Source organism: Aeromonas sp. 604282 (genome assembly GCF_049170575.1).
In the GTDB taxonomy this organism is placed as follows: domain Bacteria; phylum Pseudomonadota; class Gammaproteobacteria; order Enterobacterales; family Aeromonadaceae; genus Aeromonas; species Aeromonas veronii_A.
Map to the genome: position 1 here is coordinate 1 of NZ_JAAKMV010000012.1, position 22,520 is coordinate 22,520.

Annotated in this window: 18 protein-coding genes; 10 read left to right on the forward strand and 8 right to left on the reverse strand. The window is 56.3% G+C overall.

What is annotated here, in order from left to right:
- The first annotated feature begins 406 nt into the window (after positions 1 to 406).
- Complete coding sequence (locus tag G5367_RS14300) at positions 407 to 1,603, forward strand: NnrS family protein (protein ID WP_421244490.1); 1,197 nt, start codon at positions 407 to 409, stop codon at positions 1,601 to 1,603.
- Between the two features lie 9 nt (positions 1,604 to 1,612).
- On the opposite strand, the gene G5367_RS14305 is transcribed toward G5367_RS14300, so the two are convergent.
- Positions 1,613 to 2,182 (reverse strand): helix-turn-helix domain-containing protein, encoded by a 570-nt coding sequence (locus tag G5367_RS14305; protein WP_421244491.1) that lies wholly within the window; start codon positions 2,180 to 2,182, stop codon positions 1,613 to 1,615.
- 120 nt (positions 2,183 to 2,302) lie between these two features.
- Here G5367_RS14305 and G5367_RS14310 point away from each other — a divergent pair, with 120 nt between their 5' ends.
- Together G5367_RS14310 and G5367_RS14315 are read left to right on the forward strand one after the other, a co-directional pair.
- Complete coding sequence (locus tag G5367_RS14310) at positions 2,303 to 3,478, forward strand: benzoate/H(+) symporter BenE family transporter (protein WP_421244492.1); 1,176 nt, start codon at positions 2,303 to 2,305, stop codon at positions 3,476 to 3,478.
- 120 nt (positions 3,479 to 3,598) lie between these two features.
- Complete coding sequence (locus tag G5367_RS14315; RefSeq protein ID WP_421244493.1) at positions 3,599 to 4,666, forward strand: DUF3103 family protein; 1,068 nt, start codon at positions 3,599 to 3,601, stop codon at positions 4,664 to 4,666.
- 59 nt (positions 4,667 to 4,725) lie between these two features.
- On the opposite strand, the gene metF is transcribed toward G5367_RS14315, so the two are convergent.
- Positions 4,726 to 5,622, reverse strand: a complete 897-nt coding sequence (metF, locus tag G5367_RS14320; protein ID WP_005341548.1) for a methylenetetrahydrofolate reductase — start codon at positions 5,620 to 5,622, stop codon at positions 4,726 to 4,728.
- Positions 5,623 to 5,951: 329 nt separating this feature from the next.
- Here metF and G5367_RS14325 point away from each other — a divergent pair, with 329 nt between their 5' ends.
- On the forward strand, positions 5,952 to 6,749 hold the full coding sequence (locus G5367_RS14325) for a GNAT family N-acetyltransferase (RefSeq protein ID WP_421244494.1): 798 nt from the start codon (positions 5,952 to 5,954) through the stop codon (positions 6,747 to 6,749).
- A gap of 79 nt (positions 6,750 to 6,828) precedes the next feature.
- On the opposite strand, the gene G5367_RS14330 is transcribed toward G5367_RS14325, so the two are convergent.
- The 5 genes from G5367_RS14330 to uvrA form a co-directional block, all read right to left on the reverse strand.
- Positions 6,829 to 8,289 (reverse strand): ABC transporter substrate-binding protein, encoded by a 1,461-nt coding sequence (locus G5367_RS14330; RefSeq protein WP_421244495.1) that lies wholly within the window; start codon positions 8,287 to 8,289, stop codon positions 6,829 to 6,831.
- An 8-nt stretch (positions 8,290 to 8,297) separates the two neighbouring features.
- Entirely contained in the window at positions 8,298 to 10,277 is a 1,980-nt protein-coding gene (locus tag G5367_RS14335; RefSeq protein ID WP_421244496.1) for a HAMP domain-containing methyl-accepting chemotaxis protein, read from the reverse strand.
- A gap of 222 nt (positions 10,278 to 10,499) precedes the next feature.
- The gene (locus tag G5367_RS14340) at positions 10,500 to 11,096 is read right to left on the reverse strand and encodes an OmpW family outer membrane protein (RefSeq protein WP_421244533.1); all 597 of its coding nucleotides are present in this window, start codon (positions 11,094 to 11,096) and stop codon (positions 10,500 to 10,502) included.
- A 457-nt stretch (positions 11,097 to 11,553) separates the two neighbouring features.
- On the reverse strand, positions 11,554 to 13,227 hold the full coding sequence (locus G5367_RS14345) for a sensor domain-containing diguanylate cyclase (protein WP_421244497.1): 1,674 nt from the start codon (positions 13,225 to 13,227) through the stop codon (positions 11,554 to 11,556).
- 120 nt (positions 13,228 to 13,347) lie between these two features.
- Positions 13,348 to 16,176 (reverse strand): excinuclease ABC subunit UvrA, encoded by a 2,829-nt coding sequence (gene uvrA / locus G5367_RS14350; protein WP_421294540.1) that lies wholly within the window; start codon positions 16,174 to 16,176, stop codon positions 13,348 to 13,350.
- Between the two features lie 370 nt (positions 16,177 to 16,546).
- Between uvrA and G5367_RS14355 the strand changes: the two genes are divergently transcribed.
- Positions 16,547 to 17,125 carry a single-stranded DNA-binding protein gene (locus tag G5367_RS14355; protein ID WP_005341559.1) on the forward strand — a complete coding sequence of 193 codons (579 nt, stop codon included), beginning with the start codon at positions 16,547 to 16,549 and terminating at the stop codon, positions 17,123 to 17,125.
- Between the two features lie 149 nt (positions 17,126 to 17,274).
- The gene (locus G5367_RS14360) at positions 17,275 to 18,018 is read left to right on the forward strand and encodes a substrate-binding periplasmic protein (protein WP_041233983.1); all 744 of its coding nucleotides are present in this window, start codon (positions 17,275 to 17,277) and stop codon (positions 18,016 to 18,018) included.
- Positions 18,019 to 18,091: 73 nt separating this feature from the next.
- On the opposite strand, the gene G5367_RS14365 is transcribed toward G5367_RS14360, so the two are convergent.
- Complete coding sequence (locus G5367_RS14365; protein ID WP_019445191.1) at positions 18,092 to 18,217, reverse strand: hypothetical protein; 126 nt, start codon at positions 18,215 to 18,217, stop codon at positions 18,092 to 18,094.
- A gap of 460 nt (positions 18,218 to 18,677) precedes the next feature.
- Between G5367_RS14365 and G5367_RS14370 the strand changes: the two genes are divergently transcribed.
- The 4 genes from G5367_RS14370 (at position 18,678) to G5367_RS14385 (ending at position 22,481) form a co-directional block, all read left to right on the forward strand.
- Entirely contained in the window at positions 18,678 to 19,580 is a 903-nt protein-coding gene (locus G5367_RS14370; protein WP_421251059.1) for a cation diffusion facilitator family transporter, read from the forward strand.
- A 146-nt stretch (positions 19,581 to 19,726) separates the two neighbouring features.
- A complete protein-coding gene (gene yjbD / locus G5367_RS14375) occupies positions 19,727 to 20,011 on the forward strand; it encodes a DUF3811 domain-containing protein (protein WP_005340165.1) in 285 nt (94 codons plus the stop codon).
- 594 nt (positions 20,012 to 20,605) lie between these two features.
- Positions 20,606 to 20,818 (forward strand): transcription antiterminator/RNA stability regulator CspE, encoded by a 213-nt coding sequence (gene cspE, locus G5367_RS14380; RefSeq protein ID WP_005316548.1) that lies wholly within the window; start codon positions 20,606 to 20,608, stop codon positions 20,816 to 20,818.
- Between the two features lie 304 nt (positions 20,819 to 21,122).
- Positions 21,123 to 22,481: an NCS2 family permease gene (locus tag G5367_RS14385; protein WP_421244500.1), complete on the forward strand. Its 1,359-nt coding sequence runs from the start codon at positions 21,123 to 21,125 to the stop codon at positions 22,479 to 22,481.
- The last annotated feature ends 39 nt before the right edge of the window (positions 22,482 to 22,520 follow it).

A 22,520-nucleotide genomic window follows, 5' to 3' on the forward strand; every position in this document is an offset into this window, starting at 1 on the left:
GTTAAAGAGCGACGCAACAGTTCGTTGCTGCGGGAGTGGAATTCTACTCAACCGCCTTCTCGAGTCAAGCCTTATTTGCAAAGGCTTTTCGAGGTTACCGACTTGGCTTTCTGCGTTTCCGCTTGCCGTGTCGATGGAGGCGCATTATAGGGAGTGAATTCGTTCTGGCAAGCGGATAATTGCAAAAAGATGGCTTTCGCCGTTTGTTCGCTCACAAAGCCACCAATTGGCATATTAAACCGGCGAAATCAGCTCGCTACAGGCACCGCGATAGCAAAATCAGGCTATCTGCCACGGTTTATCACTGCACTCTCACTGCTTGCCCTTATCAACACATCGGTTTTAATTGAACATTTGAAAAGCCAATTTATAATTGGCTTTTCAAATGTTCAATTAAGGTTTCGTCATGCATCAGATCCTGGATAGCCGTAAAGAGGAGAAAATTGTTCCTCTGTTCCGCCTCGGGTTTCGGCCTTTCTTCCTGCTCGGCGCCTTGTTCTCAACATTGGTAATGCTGGGCTGGCTTGGGCAGCTCAATGGCTGGTTCGTCTTGCCGGGGATTGGCAATCCCATCTGGTGGCATGCACACGAGATGTTGTTTGGCTTCGGAGCAGCAATTGTTGCAGGATTTCTGCTGACCGCAGTGCAAAACTGGACCGCTCACCCCGGGGTTAGAAGCTGGCCGCTAGTGCTGATCGTGGTGCTGTGGGCATTACCGAGAGCTTTGCTGCCCAGGCTGGGCGAACACAATACCTTCTTGATGGCGGCAGACCTGCTCTGGCTACCGCTTTCTGCTTGGTATCTGGCCAAACCTATCGTGCAGACTAAACAATGGCGCAACCTCTTCTTTGTGCCTCTGCTGGTTGTTCTGACCCTGCTCAACGCTGCCAGCTGGTTGTGGGAGGCACAGTGGGTAGATATGGAACATCTGCTCGTTACCACGGTGCTCTTGTTTACGACCCTGATCGCCGTGATGGGAGGACGAGTCATCCCCTTCTTTACCGCCAGAGCCACAGGGATAGAAAAAGCAGTTCCTATTCTCTGGCTGGAGCGCACGGCTCTTGCCACGCTGTGGCTCACCCTGGTGACCTGGCTGCTGCTACCCACACAGTGGACCACCAGCATCTATATGTTCCCTCTATATATAGTGGCGGCCGTTTTGCATCTGTGGCGTCAGTTGCGTTGGCGGCTGCCGTCCACTCTTGGCCAGCCTCTCTTGTGGTCGCTGCACCTCGCCTACCTGTTTATCCCACTTGGATTGTTCGCCCTTGGTGCTCTAGCAGCCGGCCTGCCCATCAGTCTGTCGCTGGCCAGCCATCTGCTCAGTGCTGGCTGCATGGGGACAATGATTCTGGGGATGATAGCCCGGGTTTCCCTTGGTCACAGTGGCCGGGCCTTGCAGGTGGGGCGCAGGATCCAGTGCGCTTTCGCGCTGGTGATCATGGCCGCCCTACTCAGGGTCGTGATCCCGCTATTCTGGCCTGCCTATACCCTGCACGGCTGGAACCTGAGCGGCCTGGCCTGGAGCCTGGCGTATGGTCTGTTTGTCTGGGTCTATGCCCCCATACTGACCAGCCCTCGTGCAGATGGGCGACCTGGCTGAGCCACCAGCTCAAGACCTGCTGGCCGGATAGTGGATCAGATTGTGGAAGATAGCCGGGGCCACCCCCTGATTGCGATAGCCATGAGGGCGATCAGCCGCAAAACGCACCGCCTCTCCCTGTGTCAAGGAACGCCACTCTCCATCCACCAGCACGTCCATCTGGCCGCTGATGACGATGACATGCTCGGTCACTCCGGGCTCATGGGGTTCTGATTCTCGCTGATAACCGGGCAACAGAGTCAGCTCAAACAGTTCGAATCCAAAGCGCCTCTCATAAGGGAAGAGAGGGGCGACCTGCATGCCCTCTCCCGCAGGCTGCTGGCGAATCGCATCGGCGGTGCGATAGAGCACTTCCCCCTGCTCTGCCGGAGTCGGCTCGATGAAGCTGGAGAAAGAGACCCGAAAGCCGGTCGCGATCTTCCACAAAGTGGCAACCGTCGGGCTCGATTCCCCTCGCTCAATCTGGCCCAGCATCGCCTTGCTGACACCAGTCTCTCGCGCCGCTACATCCAGGCTCCAGCCCAGTTCACTGCGTAAACTCTTCAGACGTTGTGCCAGATGCTGATTCACCTCTTGCATGACTGCCTCTTTGTTGCGCTTGCTTGAATCGCCTTGTGCGCTATAACGCACAGCGATATAGTCTGAAGCAATATTGTACGTAATAACGCACAAACCGCCACAACCCCACAAGGACGTTATATGCCCTTTGCCCTTCCCCATCTGGTCGCCGGCTTCATCGCCGTGATGGTCGGTTATACCAGTTCGGTCATCCTGATCATTCAGGCAGCCACGGCAGCGGGGGCCGATGCTTCCCAGCTCACATCCTGGTTATGGACGCTGGGTATCGGCATGGGCATCAGCTGCATCGGCCTCTCCCTCTATTACCGCATCCCCGTCTTGACCGCCTGGTCGACCCCGGGGGCCGCCCTGCTCATCACCAGCCTGGGTAACTTCACCCTGGCCGAGGCCATCGGCGCCTTCATTATCTCTTCCCTGCTGATCACCTTGTGCGGCATCAGCGGCTGGTTCGATCGGCTAATGCGTCATATCCCCGCCCAACTGGCAGCGGCCATGCTCGCCGGTGTACTGCTCAAATTCGGGCTGGATCTGTTCAAAGTCGCGCCGGCAGATCCCATGCTGCTCGGCAGCCTGCTGTTGGCATTCCTGCTCGGCCGCCATCTCTGGCCACGCTATACCATGGCACTGGTACTGGCGGTCGGCATCCTCATCAGCCTGTTGAGAGGAGAGCTGCAGCTTGACACCATTCACTGGCAGCTGGCCGGCCCGGTCATGATCTGGCCAGAGTTCTCCCTTGGAGCCATGTTCGGTATCGCTCTGCCACTGTTCATCGTCACCATGACCTCCCAGAACATGCCGGGCATTACCATTTTACGGGCCCACGGCTATCAACCCGCCACCTCATCTCTCATCACCTGGACTGGCCTGACCGGTCTGCTGCTGGCTCCATTCGGCGGTTACGCCTTCAACCTGGCGGCCATCACCGCTGCCATCTGCATGGGGAAGGAGGTGGATCCGGATGCCAACCGGCGCTGGCCCGCGGCAGTGTGGGCTGGCTGCTTCTATCTGCTGACCGGCTGTTTCGGGGCCACGGTGGCGGCACTGTTCACAGCCTTCCCGGCGACACTGGTGACCTGTGTCGCCGGGTTGGCCCTGCTCGGCACCATCGGCAGCAGCCTGCACACCGCATTGCAACACGATGATACCCGTGAGGCCGCCCTGCTGACCTTCATCATCACGGCTTCCGGTATCAACCTGCTCGGCATCGCTGCCGCCTGCTGGGGACTGCTCATCGGCATGGGGCTCTATGGCATCCAAATTTATCGACAAAGGAATCAATTGGATCACAAACCGTGAACCATTCCACACTCTCCGTACAAAATAGTTCACAACTGAAACTAATTTTAATCTAGTGGCATCAGGCGGCATCTTCTTCCCAATTTGCCGCCTGTCAGGTTCATATAACGGAGAATAAAAATGAAAAGTCAGGCTGTCTTGTTATTGCTGGCCATACTGGGCGCCACGAGCGTCCAGGCTGCCGATACGGATCGGGAGCTGGCGCGCCAGCTCGCGCTACAACAGAAGAGTTTGCTGCCTCTGGTAAGCAATCCTCAGTACCAAAGCCCGCTGCCCGAGTTGTTGAAGAAAGCGCCCACCCGCCTTAAACGGCAAGCAACCGATGCCAATCAGGCAGCGATCGCCCGACAAGGGCTCGACGGGGAAGTGAAGCAGTTGATGCAGCTGCGACTGGCCAACCCGGAACAGGCTGCCGCCTTGCAACAGGGGGTTGAACCGCTGGTCGCTTATGTCCCGAGCGGTGATGAGAAGAGCTGGAGTGCCATCGAAGCGTTCGACAGCGCCGGCAATCCGGTCTATCTGGATGTCGACAAGGCACCGGCCCGACCCGTGCTCGTGGTCGAAGCCGATCCAGTAAAAGCCAAAAATGCCGGTCTGCAGGTGATGCGCAAGGCGTTTGCCGCAGCCGATATGCAGGCCGTCCAACCCAAAACCTCAGCCAACACTGCACCGCTCAAAACAAGCATCCTGAAAAAGATCAGACTGAAAGATGATCAGGAGCCCTGGCTGCTCGGTGCTGCCGAGGTTTATGCCGTCGTTGCCGGGGTCAACCCCAGTCGGGATGAACCCGTGGTCGATATCGTCGATATGCCCTACCTCGACTATGACAATACCGACTACACCCCCAACCAAATCCTGGTTTACTGGGATCGCTACCGCTGGGGTGCGGTTGATATCGTGATGATGGAGCAGGATGACAACGTCAACTACAAGGAGCTGGCCGACCTGCTGATTGAGGCTCTCAAGCTCGGCTTTACCGCTGGCGGAGTGCCGGAGGGACTCCCCTTCCTCGATCTGGGCGGTCGTATCGTCAAGGCGCTGCCCGACTCCTGGATGACCAACGACGATGACTATCTGGATACCTTCTACACCCTGGAGCAGGACCAGAGTTATCACCAGTATCCGGGAGCGGCAGGCAATGCCGTGATCGATCTCGAGCCGAAAGAGATCGCCCCGACCAGACCCTGACGGGTCGCCATAACAAAAAAGCCAATGAGCAACTCATTGGCTTTTTATCCCTCTGCCGATTACGGCTGACCTTTCGGTCGCACCCCCAGGGTGTGGCAGATGGCATAGGTTAATTCGGATCGGTTCAGGGTATAGAAGTGGAAATCCTTGACCCCCTCCTGACTCAGCACCCGTACCTGATCGATGGCGATACTCGCCCCCACCAGATTACGAGTCATCTGATCGTTCTCCAGCCCTTCAAAACGTTGATGCATCCAGCGCGGGATCTTCACGTTGGTGAAGCCGGCAAACTTGGCCAGGGTCTGGTAGTTGGAGACCGGCAGGATCCCCGGCACGATTTCGGCATCAATACCGATGGCGGCACAACGATCCCGAAAACGCAGATAGGTCTCCACATCGAAGAAGAACTGGGTAATGGCGCGGTTGGCACCTGCATCGATCTTGCGCTTGAGGTTGAGCAGATCCGACTGGGCGCTCTTCGCCTCCGGGTGACCTTCCGGATAGGCCGCAACCGAGATATCGAAGTCAGCTTCAGCCTTGAGCAGGGCAACCAGATCGGTGGCATACATCTCGGGCTTTTCCAGCCCCTGAGGCAGATCACCACGCAGTGCCACAATATGGCGGATACCGCTGTTCCAGTAGTCGCGGGCAATGGTACGCAACTCGTCGCGGCTGGCATCGATACAGGTCAGGTGGGGCGCGGCAATCAGACCGGTGCGCTCCTTGATATCCTTGATCACCTTGTGAGTACGATCCCGGGTACCCGAATTGGCGCCGTAGGTCACGGAGACAAACTTGGGTTCCAGCACTTTCAGTCGCTCAATGGACTGCCAGAGCGTGTTTTCCATCCCTTCACTGTTGGGCGGGAAAAACTCGAAACTGACCGATATATCGCCATTCAAATCTGCCAGACTCTGGTTGAGCGCTTCAACCTGACGTGCACTGTGAAATCCCATCTGCTCTTCTCCCTGTCCTGCAATCCATCTCTCTACGTCAAAACGGATGTTTGGACGTCTAAACGTCTTTATATTTATGAGCAAAACGGGACAAAGTCAACAGGGAATTACCTCACATCCGATCTGACGAACTTCATATTTATAAAATTAACGGTACGTAACCGAACAGTGCCCATCCCAAAATCGCACCAGTCGAGTTATGATGAGGGCAGATCGTCCTGGACGTTCTGAATCTGCGTGTGATTGTTTGGCCGGAGGCTTCTCCGGCCCCTTTTCATCTATTTCCCACTCCTGCCGATAACAGAATGAGTCTTTGCAGGAGCATCATCATGGATACCCACCCCGGCTTTGCCACCGACTTGCTGTTCGATCGCTATCAAGGCGAGGTCGTTCAGCACGATCAGTTCTGGGCGGTTCGCACACCGGATGCTCCCGATTACTACTTCGGCAACTACCTGCTGCTCCCCACCCCACCCAGCGACCGTGACAAAGGCTGGCTGGAAGCCACATTTGATCAGCTGATCGGCCAGGATCCTCGAGTGCGCCACCGAACCTTTCAATGGCCACTGGCAGCCGGGCAAAACAGCCGGATCGCCGGTTTTGTCGCAACCGGATACCAATACATGGAGTGTGTGGTGCTGGCACTGGATAAGCAGAGCTGGCAACCTCATGGTGATATCAATAGCCCCCAGGCTCGCACCTTCGCCACGGCTGATTGGCCTGAATGGCTCGACTTCGAACTCCATGAGCGGGATGAGGGGTACTCGGAACAGAGCTATCTCCCGTATTTGCGTTCCCGTCAGGCGCTCTATCAGGCCATGATTGCCGATGGTCTCGGGGACTGGTGGGGGATCTGGCAAGAGGGGCAACTGGTCGCCAGCTGTGGTTTATTCTTTTGCGGCACACTGGGGCGCTTCCAGTTGGTGCGCACTCACCAGGCGTGGCGAAACCAGGGGTTATGCCGCCAGTTACTGAGTCAAGTGGCTCGCGCTGGATTGTCGCGCGCCAAACAGCTGATCATAGTGGCCGACGAGCACTACCATGCCCAGCGCATTTACCGCTCTCTGGGGTTTGCCCCGGTTGCCCGCATCGGCAGCCTCTGCCGCTGGCCACACGACACACAATAAAGCGATTCGCTCTGGCCGCAAACCATCAATAAAAACGGGAGGCTGATGCCTCCCGCTTGTCATTTATGCTGATGAGTTATTACTGCGAAGCCTCCAGCTCGTTCGAGAGTGCCTGCTCCGCCTCATCCGACGGCGCCGGTAATGGCGCCGCGGCGGCTGATACGGGCTGCTCTGCGGGTGCCACCACTGCAGGCGCTTCACTGGTCGCTGGGGCTGCGGACACCTCAGTCGCCGGCGCTGAAGCCGAAGCAGGGGCAGGGGCAGGGACAACCGCATCACACTGACAATCCGCGCTCTTGGCCTTGTTGCCCTGATGAGGGGCATACCAGCTCTTCAAGCCACTTTCCAGTCGATCCGCGGCAGCCTTGGGCTCCATCTTGCCGAGCAACACAGCCTGACTCACCTCGGCCAGCTCATCCCCCAACTTGGGCGTACCACGGGAGAGGATCTGAGTCGCCACCCGAATGGTCGAGTCACACTGATCCCGCCACTCCATCATCTCTTTAGCCGCCGGATTGGTGACATCGAAGAAGTGGTTGGAGAGGGAAAAGAATCCAGGCAACGAGTTGGTATAGAGCTCGGCAAATTGCGGCGTCGTCAGCCACTGCAGGAAAGCCATCGCCCCCTCTTTGTTCTTGCTGGCCGGATTCATCCCCATACCGATATCGGTGTGGTCGGTAAAGAAACAGCCATCACCCTGTTTGGCCACCGGCGGGCGCATGACACCAAAATCGACCTTGTCGGTGAAGGGGGCAATCTCCCAGGATCCTGCAACATAGAAAGCGGCCTTGCCGGAGGTAAACAGTTCGTTGCTGGTCGCATAATCGCGGCTCTCGGCCCCCTCGCCAAGGTAGGAACGCCAGCGGGCCAGCTCATCGAACACCCTCACATATTGCGGGTTATCCAACCGCTCCTGCCCGCCGATCAGAGCCAGACGGCCATCCTCTCCCTTCCAGTAGTTGGGGCCAATATTCTGGAAGCCAAGCTCTGAGGCAACCCAGCTCTCGGAACCGCTCATGGCCAACGGCACATAGCGCCCATCAGCCTTGATCTTGTCCAGCACGGCAAAGAACTGATCGCGGGTTTGCGGCAATGTCAGCCCCAACTCACTGAAGATCTTCTTGTTATAGAAGAAGCCATGGATGACCGACGCCATGGGTACACAGAAGGTCTGGGCACCGGAATCGGTCTGCCAGGGTGACTGGGCAAAACTCGGGAAGTTCTCCATTCCCGCCATCTCGGTCAGCTCGGCCAGATGTCCCGCCTTGAACAAGGCAAGCGAGTCATCAAACGGACGACAGGTAATGAGATCCCCCGCCTTGCCCCCTTTCAGGCTCTCCCACAGAGTGGGCATGTAGTTGACGTTCTGCACCGGATGAAAACTCACCTTGATGCCGGGATGCGCCGCTTCAAACGCCGGGATAATCTTCTGCTCCCACAACGCTTTGTCATCGGTTCGCCAGCTTTCAATCACCAGCTCGCTGGCCATCAGCTGGCCACACAACAGGAGACTCAGGGCTCCAATCCACTGTTTAGACATAAGCCCTCCTAGACCTTGAAATGTGAGATCAATTGCTGCTGTTTGGCGACCAGGTCGGCCAGCACTTCACTGCTGCTGGCGGATTCGCGCGCCTCCCGCTCCGTTTCGTATGCCACATCGGCAATACCGGCGATATGACGAGCGACCCCCTGACTGACGGAGATCTGCTCCTGAGCGGCATGGGCCACCTGATCAGCCATCGACTTGATGGCACTCATCCGATCGGCAATCGATTGCAGCGCAACATCCATCTCGCGAGTCTGCTCGACACAGCTCTGGGTCTGCTCTTGGCTGCGCCCCATCACTTCAACCACATGCTTGCTGGAGCTTTGCAGGTTCTCAATCATCCCCTGGATCTCTTCGGTCGAGGTCTGGGTGCGATTGGCCAGCGCCCGCACTTCATCGGCCACCACCGCGAAACCGCGGCCGGCATCGCCAGCACGGGCGGCTTCGATGGCGGCGTTCAAGGCCAGCAGGTTGGTTTGCTCGGCAATACTGCGGATCACATCGAGAATGCTGCCGATATTGTTACTGAATTCCCCAAGTTTGTAGGTGATGCCGACAGCCTCCTCCATGGCGCCAGCCAGCTGCTCGGTGATCCGGCGAGTGGTGGCCACTTTCTGGCGACCATTGCGCGCCTCTTCGTCAGCCAGATCCACTTCCCGCTTGGTGCCATCGGTAGAGCGGGCCACCTCGGTCGCACTCACTTCCAACTCGGTAATGGCGGCGGCTACCTGATCGGTCTGGCTCTTCTGCTCCTGCACCCGAGACATGGCCCGTTCGCTGATCTCGGCAGCGCGACTCGCCTCGTCCACCAGATGGCGGGAGCCCGCATTGATTTGGGAGAGCAGCTCGCCAGTCTTGCCCGCCAGCGTATCAATGGAGCGAGAGAGGCTGCCAAATTCGCAACTGCTGCGGTAGTTGATGCGCCGTGTCATGTCGCCAGCCGCCATGTAATCGAGCTCCTTGTTGATCATCTGCAACGGACGCTGAATGCTGCGTGCCGTGGTATAGCCGATCACCAGTGCGGCAGCAGCCGACATCGCGGCAACCACCAGGATCCAGAAGCTGGCACTGCTGACCGCCTCATCCGCATTGACACGGCTCTCGCTGGCGATGGCTCCGGCAGACTTGCCCATCTCATCGAGCAAATTGAGGCTGTTGACCAGACTGGCATCCAGCTGTTGATTCTGAGTAGCCAACGATAGCTCCAGTTGTTGGGCCTGACGCATGGTCGCCAGCAAGCCCTGAGCGCCGAGCGCCAGCTCCTGCATCCGATCCAGGTTGGAGACAAAGCGCGCTTTCACATCATCGGGCACCAGTACACGCTCCAGACGCTTGCGGGCCATCTCAATATCCTTGCTAAGCACCTTTTCCAGCTCGTTCAGGTCGGTTTTGGCATCGGCACGGCGGATATTCTTCAGATCGCGGGCGATCCCTGAGGTAATGAGTTCCGCCTTGTTGCGCATGGAACGCTTGCTGGCCGTCTGTTGCAACAGCAGATCAGCAGCCCACTGGTAGGTATCCTCAAGGCGGATAAATTCCATCTCCAGCTTGTGGCGCTGATCCAGTGCACTGACCCACTGCCTATGCTGGGCCAACACCTGATCCGCCAAGCCATAAAATTGGGTGGTAGCACTCTCGACCTGCTGGAAACGGGCTCGGGCATCCGCTACGCCGGTAAATTTACCCATCTCCTGACTCAGCTGGGCAAAGCGGTTCTGCTGCTCCTTGAACTGATTGGCCAACTGCGGCAACTGGGCGGCATCTTCACTGGTACGGTAGACCAGCACCCAGCGGTTACTATCCTGCAGTGCCCCCTTGAGGCCTGCGACAGCGACTACCAGCGGGGTTGCACGGTCAGATACGGCAGAGAGACCGTCATTTATACCCTTGATTTTAAAGGTACTGATCACTCCAAGCAGGATCAGCAACAGCAGCATCAACACAAATCCGGCGATGATCCGCTGTACGATAGATAAACCCATGAAGACATCCTCACTCATTGGGGGAAGGTAGACTGAACATAGTCACTATCGGCAGGGGTGGCGAATAACTGAAATAAAGCGGCAGGTATTTAATTGATTTGTATCGGGTTGGATCACAGTCCAGACAAAATCATTCATACAAAAAAAGCCCGGCACAAGCCGGGCTGAAAGAGACGTACTTTGCTATCTTCCGCGATCCTTTCGGAACCGCAGTCAGAATCATTAGAAGCGGTAGCCAACGCCTACCATAAAGGCCATCGGGTCGACCTTGGTATTAATGGTGCCAATCGCAGTATGCACATCGGTATCGATATCCATGACCCAGGCGGATCCATTCACAAACCAGCGGTCAGTAATGGCCATATCGATACCAACCTGCCCGGCAACACCCCAGGAGTCATCGACTTTGACATCGGTCCCGGCCAATGCACCACGGCCCTCTTCATCAAAGAAGGTGGTGTAGTTCACGCCAATACCGACATACGGGCGAACCTTGCTCTGAGCATCGCCAAAATAGTACTGACCCATCAGAGTCGGCGGCAGATGCTTGATCTTGGCAACTTCAGAGCCACCCAGTTTGACTGAATGAGAGAAGGGGGTTGCAGCCAGCAACTCGACACCCCAGTTATCAGTAATCATGTAAGAGAGAGTCAGCCCCAACTGCATGTTGTCATTAATTTCCAACTCTACAGGCGTGCTACTTTCCTGCGGCGATACAAATGCCAAACCACCACGAACCAGAATATCGCCAGCCTGATGGGCCATGGCAAAAGGAGAGGTCACTGCAGCGGCAATCATCAGAGGAAGTAATTTTTTCATCACGTAATCCCTTTTTTTGTTTTCATTTGATGCTGTAAGCCCGCAGACTATATTCCCTTGTAAATGCAAAGTTATTGACTTGGAGCAAAGGTTGCACAGAAATAGATCGATTGGTGTGACATCTTTGCGCGCCATCTCAATCTCGTTGCGTCCCCAGATAACAAGCCGAGATACCTGTTTCGACAGATTGTAACTACCCGCATCCAACGCCAAAAGAGGCAAACAAACCACACCTTATTGCGCGGCAGAGCGGCGATTAATTGTTGTTAACATAGGTAAATCAGCGTATTTTTGCGCCACACAAGTTGCTGGGAAGTAATGGTTTATTTATGAAAAATGAGTCGAAATGGCAAAAGGTGGGAGCCTTTCTCGCGGCCGTGTGGGGAATCGGATCCTTTCTCTTTATCCTGCTCGGTTTTATTGTTGCCCTAGCCTATCTGGTATTGGTTCGGCAGGGTTAATTAGGGTTGGCAGAGTTCAGCAGGGTGAAATCCTCCCCTTGGGCAAGTTGTTCCGGAGTCTGGCTCATTCCCTCCACAGAGAGGGTGCCAGCGTAACCACACCACCGATTGCGCCCGCCAACTTTTGCCTGATACAGCGCCATGTCCGCCAGTTTGAAGCTGTGACTCCAGAATGAATCCGGGCACTCCGGGTGCAACGGATAGCGGCAGAATCCCAGCGATACCGTCAACCAGAGTGGTGTATCCTCTTTGCCAAAGCGGTGTTGAGCCACCCGCTGTCGCAGATATTCGACCCGCAGCGCCAACTCTTGCTCATCATCAACCTGCAACAGCAACAAGAACTCCTCCCCGCCCAGCCGGATGATCGGTTCCCACTCTCCTGTCACCATCTTGCGCAGCAGATCCGCCAGCTGTTTCAGCACCAGATCCCCGATATCATGGCCAAGGCTGTCATTTATCCGCTTGAAATGATCCAGATCCAGCAGCAATAACAGACAAGGTTTGGCCCAGTTGGCCTGCAACCAACCATCGAGATAGCGACGATTGAAACAACGGGTCAAGGGGTCGGTAAATGCCGCCATCTCCATCTGGCTGGATTTTTCCAACAAATCATCGTGTTGCTGACTGACCTTGCTGGCCATCTCCCTGAACTTGCCACTCAGGGTCGCCATCTCGACGCTGCTGTCAATATAGGGGATCAAGGTGGCATCTGGCCGATCGCCAAAGCGCTGCAGCGCCGACACCAGCTGCTGCAACGGGGTAAGCACAATGCTGTTGAGCCGGTACATGGCTATCATGACGCAGATAAAACTGATGAACAGCATGCCGATAAACGTCCAGAGCGCCCCCTCCATGACGCCACTCAAAATCTTTCTCTCCTCCTCAATCACCAGAGTCAGCACCGGCAGGTTATCGCTGTTGAGCAGTCGCACCTCTCCCCTAAGCCGAGTGAGCCCAAGGTCAATCAGGCGATACGTTATTTGCGGTTTCAGTGGCTTGAAGGTAGCGGAGACATCCAGATTGGCGTGGGAAATCGCCAGTGGCAGAGCGGTACGCTCAGATACTTGCTCGAGGTAAGCCTTGTCGAGCCAACGTACAACCAGCAAGAAACCGTTGAACGGGGCCGACTCATCACTGTTTCTGATCGGCTGCCATGAGTACATCAGCGGCCCCCACTGGGAGGCCCGGATCCCATGCAGATTAATCCCCCCTTGTGCAGCCGAGCGCTCCCTTAACTGCTTTTTCAGTTCATCCAGGAAGTAGGGGAACTGATCCGGGTTGATCCCCGGCGCATCAGGCAGCAGAGTGCGCGTCCAGACCTCGTAACCAGTGAGGTCAATGAAACTCATCAGATTAAGGCGAAAGTCCTGCATTGGCATATCACTAAGCAGATTGGATTCGATATATGTCCTGCTTTTGTTGCCCATAAAGCGGTGACTGTCATCCCAGATGCCCCAATCACGACTGAATGCGTCCAGAGCGGCCACATCCGCCTGCACCGCCTTGGTCACGCGCAGCAGATGTTCCTTCATTCGCTGCTCTTCAATCCGGCTGGCTGCCGGGATCTGGGCCCACGCCAGCAGGACCAGCAATAGCAGGATAGCCCCCAGCCAGATAGGGAGCATGGAGTAAGCCAACTGATGATCAATCGTGTGCGGAGCCTGAGCCATAACCCGATATATCCATTACCATGACGCTGAGATGCCAAGCCTGCCCCACTTGACGCGCTTCTCCTCATGCTCCCGATTTTTATAACAAAAAGGGGCCAAAGGCCCCTCGATTATAACGGCTTATCGCGCCAATAGTGGCCGCAAAAAACGAGCTGTATGAGACTCTTTATTGATGCAAATCTCCTCCGGCGTCCCCGTCACCAGAATGCGACCACCACCGGCCCCTCCCTCCGGTCCCAAATCGACGATCCAGTCGGCAGTTTTTACCACATCAAGGTTGTGCTCGATGATGACGATGGTGTTACCGCGATCCCGCAGCTGGTGCAGCACCTTGAGCAATTGCTGGATATCGTGGAAGTGCAACCCGGTGGTCGGCTCGTCCAGGATGTAGAGAGTCTGACCGGTATCACGCTTGGAGAGCTCGCGCGCCAGCTTGACCCGCTGCGCCTCGCCGCCCGACAGGGTGGTGGCCGACTGGCCGAGCCGGATATAGGAGAGGCCCACATCCATCAGGGTCTGCAGCTTGCGTGCCACGGACGGCACCGGATCGAAGAACTCGCGAGCATCTTCCACCGTCATCTCGAGGATTTCGTGGATGTTCTTGCCCTTGTATTTCACCTCCAGGGTCTCGCGGTTGTAGCGCTTGCCTTTGCAGACATCGCACGGTACGTAGACATCCGGCAGGAAGTGCATCTCTACCTTGATTACCCCATCCCCCTGACACGCCTCGCAGCGGCCCCCCTTCACGTTGAAGGAGAAGCGGCCCGGCTGGTAACCGCGCGATCGCGCCTCCTGGGTGCCGGAGAGCAGTTCACGGATCGGGGTAAACAGGCCGGTGTAGGTCGCTGGGTTGGAGCGCGGGGTTCGACCGATGGGGCTCTGGTCGATGTCCACCACCTTGTCCAGATGCTCCAACCCCTCCACGCTGAGATAAGGCGCTGGCGTGGATTCGGTCGCCTTGTTGAGCTCGCGGTGAGCAATGCGGAACAGAGTGTCGTTGATCAGGGTCGACTTGCCGGAGCCGGAGACGCCGGTGACACAAGTCATCACCCCGATGGGCAGATCCAGGTTGACGTTGCGCAAGTTATTGCCGCTCGCCCCCTTGAGCTTCAGCCACTTGCCGGTAAGCGGAGTACGCTCGGCAGGAATGGCGATCTGCTTGCGGCCAGAGAGGTAGTCACCGGTCAGCGACTCGGGATTAGCAATGATCTCCTCCGGCGTGCCCTGGGCGACGATGGCCCCGCCGTGCACCCCGGCTCCCGGGCCGATGTCGAGCACATGGTCCGCGAGGCGGATGGCATCCTCGTCGTGCTCCACCACGATCACTGTGTTGCCGAGATCGCGCAGGTGAGTGAGGGTCTTGAGCAGCCGTTCATTGTCGCGTTGGTGCAGGCCGATTGAGGGCTCGTCCAGCACATACATGACACCTACCAGACCGGCACCGATCTGGCTGGCCAGCCGGATCCGCTGCGCCTCACCGCCGGAGAGGGTCTCAGCACTGCGCGACAGGCTCAGGTAGTTGAGGCCAACGTTCACCAGGAAGCCGAGCCGCTCGACGATCTCTTTGAGGATCTTCTCGGCGATCTGGGCGCGCTGGCCGGTCAGATTCAACCCCTCAAAAAAGGCCAGCGCATCACCGATGGACTGCTCGGCGATGGCCGGCAGGTTGCGGTTGTCGACGAAGACGTGGCGCGCCTCCTCCCGCAGCCGGCTGCCACCGCAGCTGGTACAGGATTTGTTGGCGATGTATTTGGAGAGCTCTTCACGCACCGAGTTGGACTCGGTCTCCCGGTAGCGCCGCTCCATGTTGTGCAGGATCCCCTCGAACGGGTGCTTGCGCACCACAACGTCGCCGCGATCGTTCATGTAACGGAACTCGATCTCGGTGCGACCGGAGCCGCGCAGGATCACCTCTTGGGTCTTGAGTGGCAGATCCTCCCACGGCGTTTCCAGATCGAACTTGTAGTGCTCGGAGAGGGATTTGAGCATCTGGAAGTAGTAGAAGCTGCGCTTGTCCCAACCACGGATGGCGCCGTTGGCCAAGCTGATAGCCGGATCGCCGATCACCTTGGCCGGATCGAAATATTGCTGCACCCCGAGGCCGTCGCAGGTAGGGCAGGCACCGGCCGGGTTGTTGAAGGAGAAGATACGCGGCTCCAGCTCCGACATGGAGTAGCCGCACTCCGGGCAGGCGAAGTTGGCGGAGAAGGTCATGGGGGCAACCCCCTCCTCCCCGTCCATCGGCACTACCAGTACGATGCCGCCGGAGAGGGTCAGTGCCGTTTCGAACGACTCGGCCAGACGCAGTGCCAGGTCGTCGCGCACCTTGAAGCGGTCCACCACCACCTCGATGGTGTGCTTCTTGTGCAGCTCCAGAGTCGGAGGATCGGAGAGATCGCACACCTCGCCGTCGATACGGGCACGGATGTAGCCCTGGGCCGCCAGATTCTCCAGCAGCTTGGTGTGTTCCCCCTTGCGATCGCGCACGACCGGGGCAAGCAGCATCAGCTTGCTCCCCTCCGGTTGGGCCAGCACCTGATCCACCATCTGGCTGATGGTCTGGGCAGCGAGCGGAATGGCATGGGTCGGGCAGCGCGGCTCACCGACCCGGGCGAACAACAGACGCAGGTAGTCGTAGATTTCGGTAATGGTGCCGACGGTCGAGCGCGGATTGTGGGAAGTAGACTTCTGCTCGATAGAGATAGCGGGCGAAAGCCCCTCGATATGGTCGACGTCCGGCTTCTCCATCAGGGAGAGGAACTGGCGGGCATAGGCGGAGAGGGACTCCACATAGCGGCGCTGCCCCTCTGCATAGAGGGTATCGAACGCCAGGGAGGATTTGCCCGAACCGGAGAGGCCGGTGACCACGATCAGCTTGTCGCGGGGCAGGGTCAGATTGATGTTCTTGAGGTTGTGGGTGCGAGCACCCCGGACCACGATCTTTTCCATCTTGTTGCACGCTCGATACGGAAACCTGAGCGGGTCAGTATGGCATAGAGACTACTGGATGAATAGACAGGCATTATCTATCGCCGTTATCCTTTTTTACGATGGATAGACCGTTCGTCACACCCTGACCAAGGCGGCGAGTTTGCCCACAATCCACACCAGCAAGCGCTCGCCCGCAGAGTGATCAACTGTTACTATTGGGGGCTAAACCTGAATCAGAACACGCGAAACGAGCACTCTGATTGCTGCAACGGTTATAGAAAAACCATGCTGTTCAATATGATAACGACATGGTCATGAAAAAAGCGCGGTAACTTATTTAGTGGGTCCAGGCCTTGCCTGACCGGAATATAAAGGTGGAAGAGAGATTATGGCCAGTCGAGGCATCAATAAAGTCATTCTGATCGGTAACCTCGGGCAAGACCCGGAAGTACGCTACATGCCGAGTGGCGGTGCTGTGACCAACATTACTCTGGCCACCTCTGAAACCTGGCGCGACAAACAGACCGGTGAGCAGAAAGAGCGCACCGAGTGGCACCGCGTCGTTTTCATGGGCAAGCTGGCCGAAGTGGCTGGCGAGTACCTGAAGAAAGGCTCACAGGTCTATGTCGAAGGCAAACTGCAGACCCGCAAGTGGCAGGATCAGAGTGGCCAGGAGCGCTACACCACTGAAGTGCTGGTCGACAGCTTCACCGGCGTCATGCAGATGCTGGGTGGCCGTCCGCAAGGCGGTCAGGGCATGGGCCAGAACATGGGTGGTCAACAAGGTGGCTGGGGTCAACCACAGCAAGCCATGCAGCAGCCGATGAACCAGCCGCGCCCTGCGCCGGCTCCGCAGCAAAACATGCAACAGCAAGGTGGTTATAGCCGCCCGGCCCAGCAGCCGCAATCCGCGCCACCGGTCTATAACGAACCGCCGATGGATTTCGACGACGACATTCCATTCTAAAAAGAACATGACAAAAAAAGACCCTGTCAAATCAGGGTCTTTTTATTGGAACAAAGCCACCTGCTCAACTCAAGAGAGGTATAACTTTTAGCGGCCACCCATTTTAGAGTGGCAGATATCCTCAACAGGAGCACTTTGTGAGAGGTGCGATGAAGCCTATTACCCTGTTCGTCCTGCTGCTGGCGAGTGTGCTCTCCGGAACATTGCTGGCGCAACCACTCAAAGTAGGGGTCAGCTTTGCGATCCCACCTTATGTGATCGAACAAAATACCCGTGGTATAGAGCTGGACTTGCTGAAAGAAGCATTTGCCGGGAGTGGCTATGAACCCAGTTTTGAGTTTTTGCCACTGGAACGCACTTTCCGCCTGTTCGAGTCAGGCAAGCTGGACGCCATCATCAACGTCCGACCAGGCATGGTTGATCCTCTCTTTCTTACACGCCCCGTCATTACTTTCCATAACCGGATTTTCACCCTGCGCAGCAGCCAGGTCAGCACACTGGACCAGCTCTCCACCATGAGGGTCACCGCATTTCAGCGGGCAAGGATCATTTTGGGAGAAACCTTCGCCAACATGGTTAATCAGAATCCTCACTACGAGGAAGTAGCCAAACAACAGGTACAGGTTCATCAACTGCTGCGCGGTAGAGTCGATGCCATTGTGTTGGAAGAGCGGGTGTTCTACTACTATCTGGATCAGCTTGTTGCCTCGGGTCAGAGTGGCGAAAAATATGACCGCGATCAGATAAGACAGCTGGATCTCTTCTCACCAACGGTTTATCACTTTGCCTTTCGCGCGGCAGATGCCCGCAACCTGTTTAATCGAGAGCTTGAGAAGATGCACAGTGATGGTCGCTATCGGCAAATTTTTGCGGCATATGGCGCTACACCTTGAACCACAAACAAAAAAGCCAGCCGGTAAGGGCTGGCTTTGTACTGGCTCCGGAGGAACAACAGTAGGAGGAGCGTTACTTCATTGCGCTGCCGTTTTTCAGTTCTGCTTTCTGACGTTTGGCTTCGCGTTTCTCTTTCAGTGACATCTGCGGTTTTTTCTTGGCATCTTTGCCGTTGTGATGTTCTTTGTTACTCATCATCAAACTCCAAAAATGTTACCCAGACAGTTGGTTCCCAAGGGAGCCAGCATGCCATCCGAATTATCGACTTCAGTACGCTTGGTGCGATGGTGCAAGACCATCACCAGACCCAGCATACCCCCCAGTGGCATCCGGATCCAGTCTCATGGTCGGCCAAAAAATGCAGTGAGCTACTCCTGAGTGCCGAATCCAAACAACCTCGACAGGAAAGACCAAAAAAGAGTAATTCGCATTATTAAATGTTGTCATGCTTATATTAAGCCATCGTTACCTGGATATTTTCACGGATAAATATAAATCCCTCTTGTTATTTATTGTCATTCAAGTGACCACCGTTTTAATAAGCATTCGCAATATCACTGGAAACATCAAGTTACAACTCTGAATAGCGTTATTTGCTGTCAGACCGATATAATGCCCACCGCACCAAAATATCCTTTTATATGCAGGAAGCTGTGACATGAACAGAAAAACCAGGGCAGCCATGGTGTCGGTCTGCTCCAATATCAGCCTGATCACCATGAAAGTGGTGGCCGGTTTCGCCAGCGGCTCGGTCAGTATCATCTCGGAGGCGATCCACTCCGCCATGGATCTGGTGGCGGCCCTGATCGCCCTGTTCGCGGTGAAAAAGTCTGATCTCCCGCCTGATGAACGGCACCCCTATGGCCACGACAAGATTGAAAATGTCTCCGGCGTCATCGAAGCACTGCTTATCTTGCTGGCCGCGGGCTGGATCATCTTCGAAGCCGTCGACAAGTTGATCACCCCCAGCCCCATTGAGAGCATTGGCTGGGGCGTGCTGGTGATGGTGATCTCGGCGCTGGTCAACAGCGGCGTCTCGGCTTACCTCTACAAAGTGGCCCGAGAGGAGGAGTCGGTCGCCCTGGCAGCCGATGCGCTTCATCTCAAGGCGGACGTGCTCACCTCAGCTGGCGTGGCAGCCGGTCTTGGTGGTATCTGGCTGGCTGGCCTGTTTGGCCACTCCCTCGTCATCCTCGACCCGCTGGTCGCCATGGCGGTCGCCATCTTTATTGTCAAAGAGGCGATAAGTATGCTCAACGAGGCCTTCCAGCCGCTGATCGACCAGAGCATGAGCCCGGAAGAGCTGGTGATGACCAGCCACATCATCACCGAATGCTGCCCCGCCGCCAGCGGTTTTCACGACCTGCGCAGCCGTCGTGCCGGTCGCCGCCGCCATATCGACTTCCACCTCACACTGCCCCCGGAGATGAGCATCAGCGAAGCCCACGATATCTGTGATCGCATCGAGCACGCCATCATGCAGCAGCTGCCCCACGCCATCGTGCTCATCCATGTCGAGCCGGAGGAGCAAGAGCTGCCCTCGCCGCTCGCCATAAACTGAAATGTGGCAAACAGGCGGGAAAGTAGCAGCGAAAGAACGGAAAGTTGGCACAAACCCGCATTTTTACTGCCGGAAAGCCGATTGCATAAGAAGTGATCGGCACAACTGTGTTAGGGTGTCTAACCACCCTGCCGCAGGAGCGCGCCGTGAAAAAGCTGGAAATGAAAGATCTGACCGAGGCCGAAAAGGCCGAGATAGCCTTGTTATTGCAAAAAGCACAAGCCAATGCAGACCACCAGCTGACCAACGGAGAGCGGAACAAGATCCGCGAAGAGGGTCGCCTGAAAATTGTGGCGGATCGCGCCGAAGCGGCAAAGGCAGCCTCCAAGCTGGCTCGCGAAAAAGCCAAAGAGCGCGCCAAGAATCAGGTACTGCCGGAAACCTTCAGCTGGATTGATTCGGTCAGCAACAAGTTTCGCAGCAAGCGCTGACCCCTTCTTGCAAAACGCCCGCAGGCACTTGGTGCCTGCGGGCGTTTGCATGTCTGGGCGATGCTCGATGATCCCGATTGGGCGCGGCCATTGATTTGCTTCTCAGTCGCTAATCGCAGCAGCTGAGAGGTGATTCACATTATGGGTTAGAGAGAACGCAAACTGACAATCCCCGTCTATCGCCATTTTTTCTTTTTTCTCATCTTTTTTGCCAGAACTGGCTACACAGTCAGGGGAAAAAAGCCGAATCTGACTTTCTACAGAATGGCATGTGTCTCGGATGCTTTTCCTATACCATTGAAATACATCATTTTTACTACGAAAAATGAGATTTCAGGCTGTTACAAAACATTAATATCGAGATAAAGTTTGCTTTAAAAATGAGAGCGTGTTTTAATCTTTCTCGATGGTTCGGCAGTTCAGACCTGATTATGTTAGGCAGTCATTTTAGTAAAGCAGTGATTAGCATAAGCGTTATCCTCGGATAATTCTTATCAAATAATTCTCCTTCTTTAGTGCTCCCCATACGTATTGCTGACGAAAAATCAAAAATTGCCATTTAGGTGGCATTCAACACTATTTAAGGAAATTATTATGTCTAACAAAATGACTGGTACCGTTAAGTTCTTCAACGCTGAGAAAGGTTTTGGTTTCATCTCCCCGGCTGACGGCAGCAAAGACGTGTTCGTACACTTCTCCGCTATCCAGTCCACCAGCTTCAAAACCCTGGACGAAGGTCAGCGCGTTGAGTTCACCATCGAGCAAGGCCAGAAAGGCCCGGCTGCTGCCAACGTAGTTGGTCTGTAATTCAAGCCGGAGCATGCTGCTGATGGCTTATGCCAACTGCTGACAGCTCTGCAAGAATTTAAAAAAACCCGCTTCGGCGGGTTTTTTGTTTTTCCCCGCTTTTTCCTCACAGACCTACCCTTCCCAACCGCTTGATCCCTCCCTTACACGCTCTCACCGCTTGAGTCTTAGAATGAGCTCCGAATGGACTCAAAATGTAAAATAGTGACGAAAAAGTCCGGTTATCCGCTGTATTTGCCGCGAATTCTTGCTATTTTGCGCGCCACCAACGCAAACGATTTCCTTCACACTTTCAGGATTAGTTATGGCAAAGCAAGATATGGCCGCCCAAACAGGGACTGGCGGCTTTCTGGACTCTTATTTTTCCATTTCTGCGCGCGGCAGCAGCGTGCGTCAGGAGCTGGTCGCGGGGCTGACCACCTTCCTGGCGATGGTCTACAGCATCATAGTGGTGCCGAATATGCTGGGTGCTGCCGGCTTTGAGCAGGGCCCGGTGTTTGTGGCCACCTGTTTGATCGCCGCCTTCGGCTCCCTGCTGATGGGGCTGTGGGCCAAGCTGCCGATGGCTATCGGTTGCGCCATCTCTCTCACCGCCTTTACCGCCTTCAGTCTGGTGCTGGGTCAGGGACTGAGCATTCCGGTCGCGCTGGGCGCCATCTTCCTGATGGGTGTGCTGTTTACCCTGATCAGCATCACCGGCGTGCGCCAGTGGATCCTGGATAACCTCCCCTCCGGCATCGCTCACGGTACCGGCATCGGTATCGGTCTGTTCCTGCTGCTGATCGCCACCAACGGCGTCGGCATGGTGATCAAGAACGAAGGAGCTGGCCTGCCGGTACAACTGGGTGAAGTGACCGCCTTCCCGGTCATCATGACGGTGCTGGGTCTGGCCGCCATCTTCGGTCTGGAACGTCGCAAGGTGCCGGGCGGCATCCTGATGGTGATTATCGCCATCTCCATCCTCGGCCTTATCTTCGACCCGAAAGTGACCTGGCAGGGCTTCTTCGCCATGCCGAGCCTGACCGGTGAGAAGGGCTCACTGGTGGGCAGCATGGATCTGCTGGGCGCCCTCAATCCGGTGGTCATTCCGACCGTGCTGGCGCTGGTGATGACCGCCGTGTTTGACGCCACCGGCACCATCCGTGCCGTGGCCGGTCAGGCTGGCCTTATCAACGAGCGTGGCCACATCATCAGCGGCGGCAAGGCCCTGACTGCCGACTCCGTCAGCAGCATGGTGGCAGGCGTCGTTGGCGGTGCTCCGGCGGCCGTCTACATCGAATCCGCCGCAGGCACCGCGGCCGGTGGCAAGACCGGTCTGACCGCTGCACTGGTCGGCGTGCTGTTCCTGCTGATGATCTTCCTCTCCCCGCTGAGCTATCTGGTACCGGCTTACGCCACCGCACCGGCGCTGATGTATGTCGGTCTGCTGATGCTGGGCAACGTCACCAAGCTGGACTTCAGCGACTCGGTCGATGCGCTCTCCGGCATGCTGTGTGCCGTCTTTATCGTGCTCACCTGCAACATCGTGACCGGCATCATGCTGGGCTTCGTGGCGCTGGTCGTTGGCCGCATCTTCGCTGCCGAGTGGAAGAAGCTCAACGTCGGCACCGTCATCATCGCCCTGGCGCTGGTGATCTTCTATGCCGGTGGCTGGGCCATCTAACCCATCCACATATTCCGGTTATAGCGAAGGGCCCTGCGG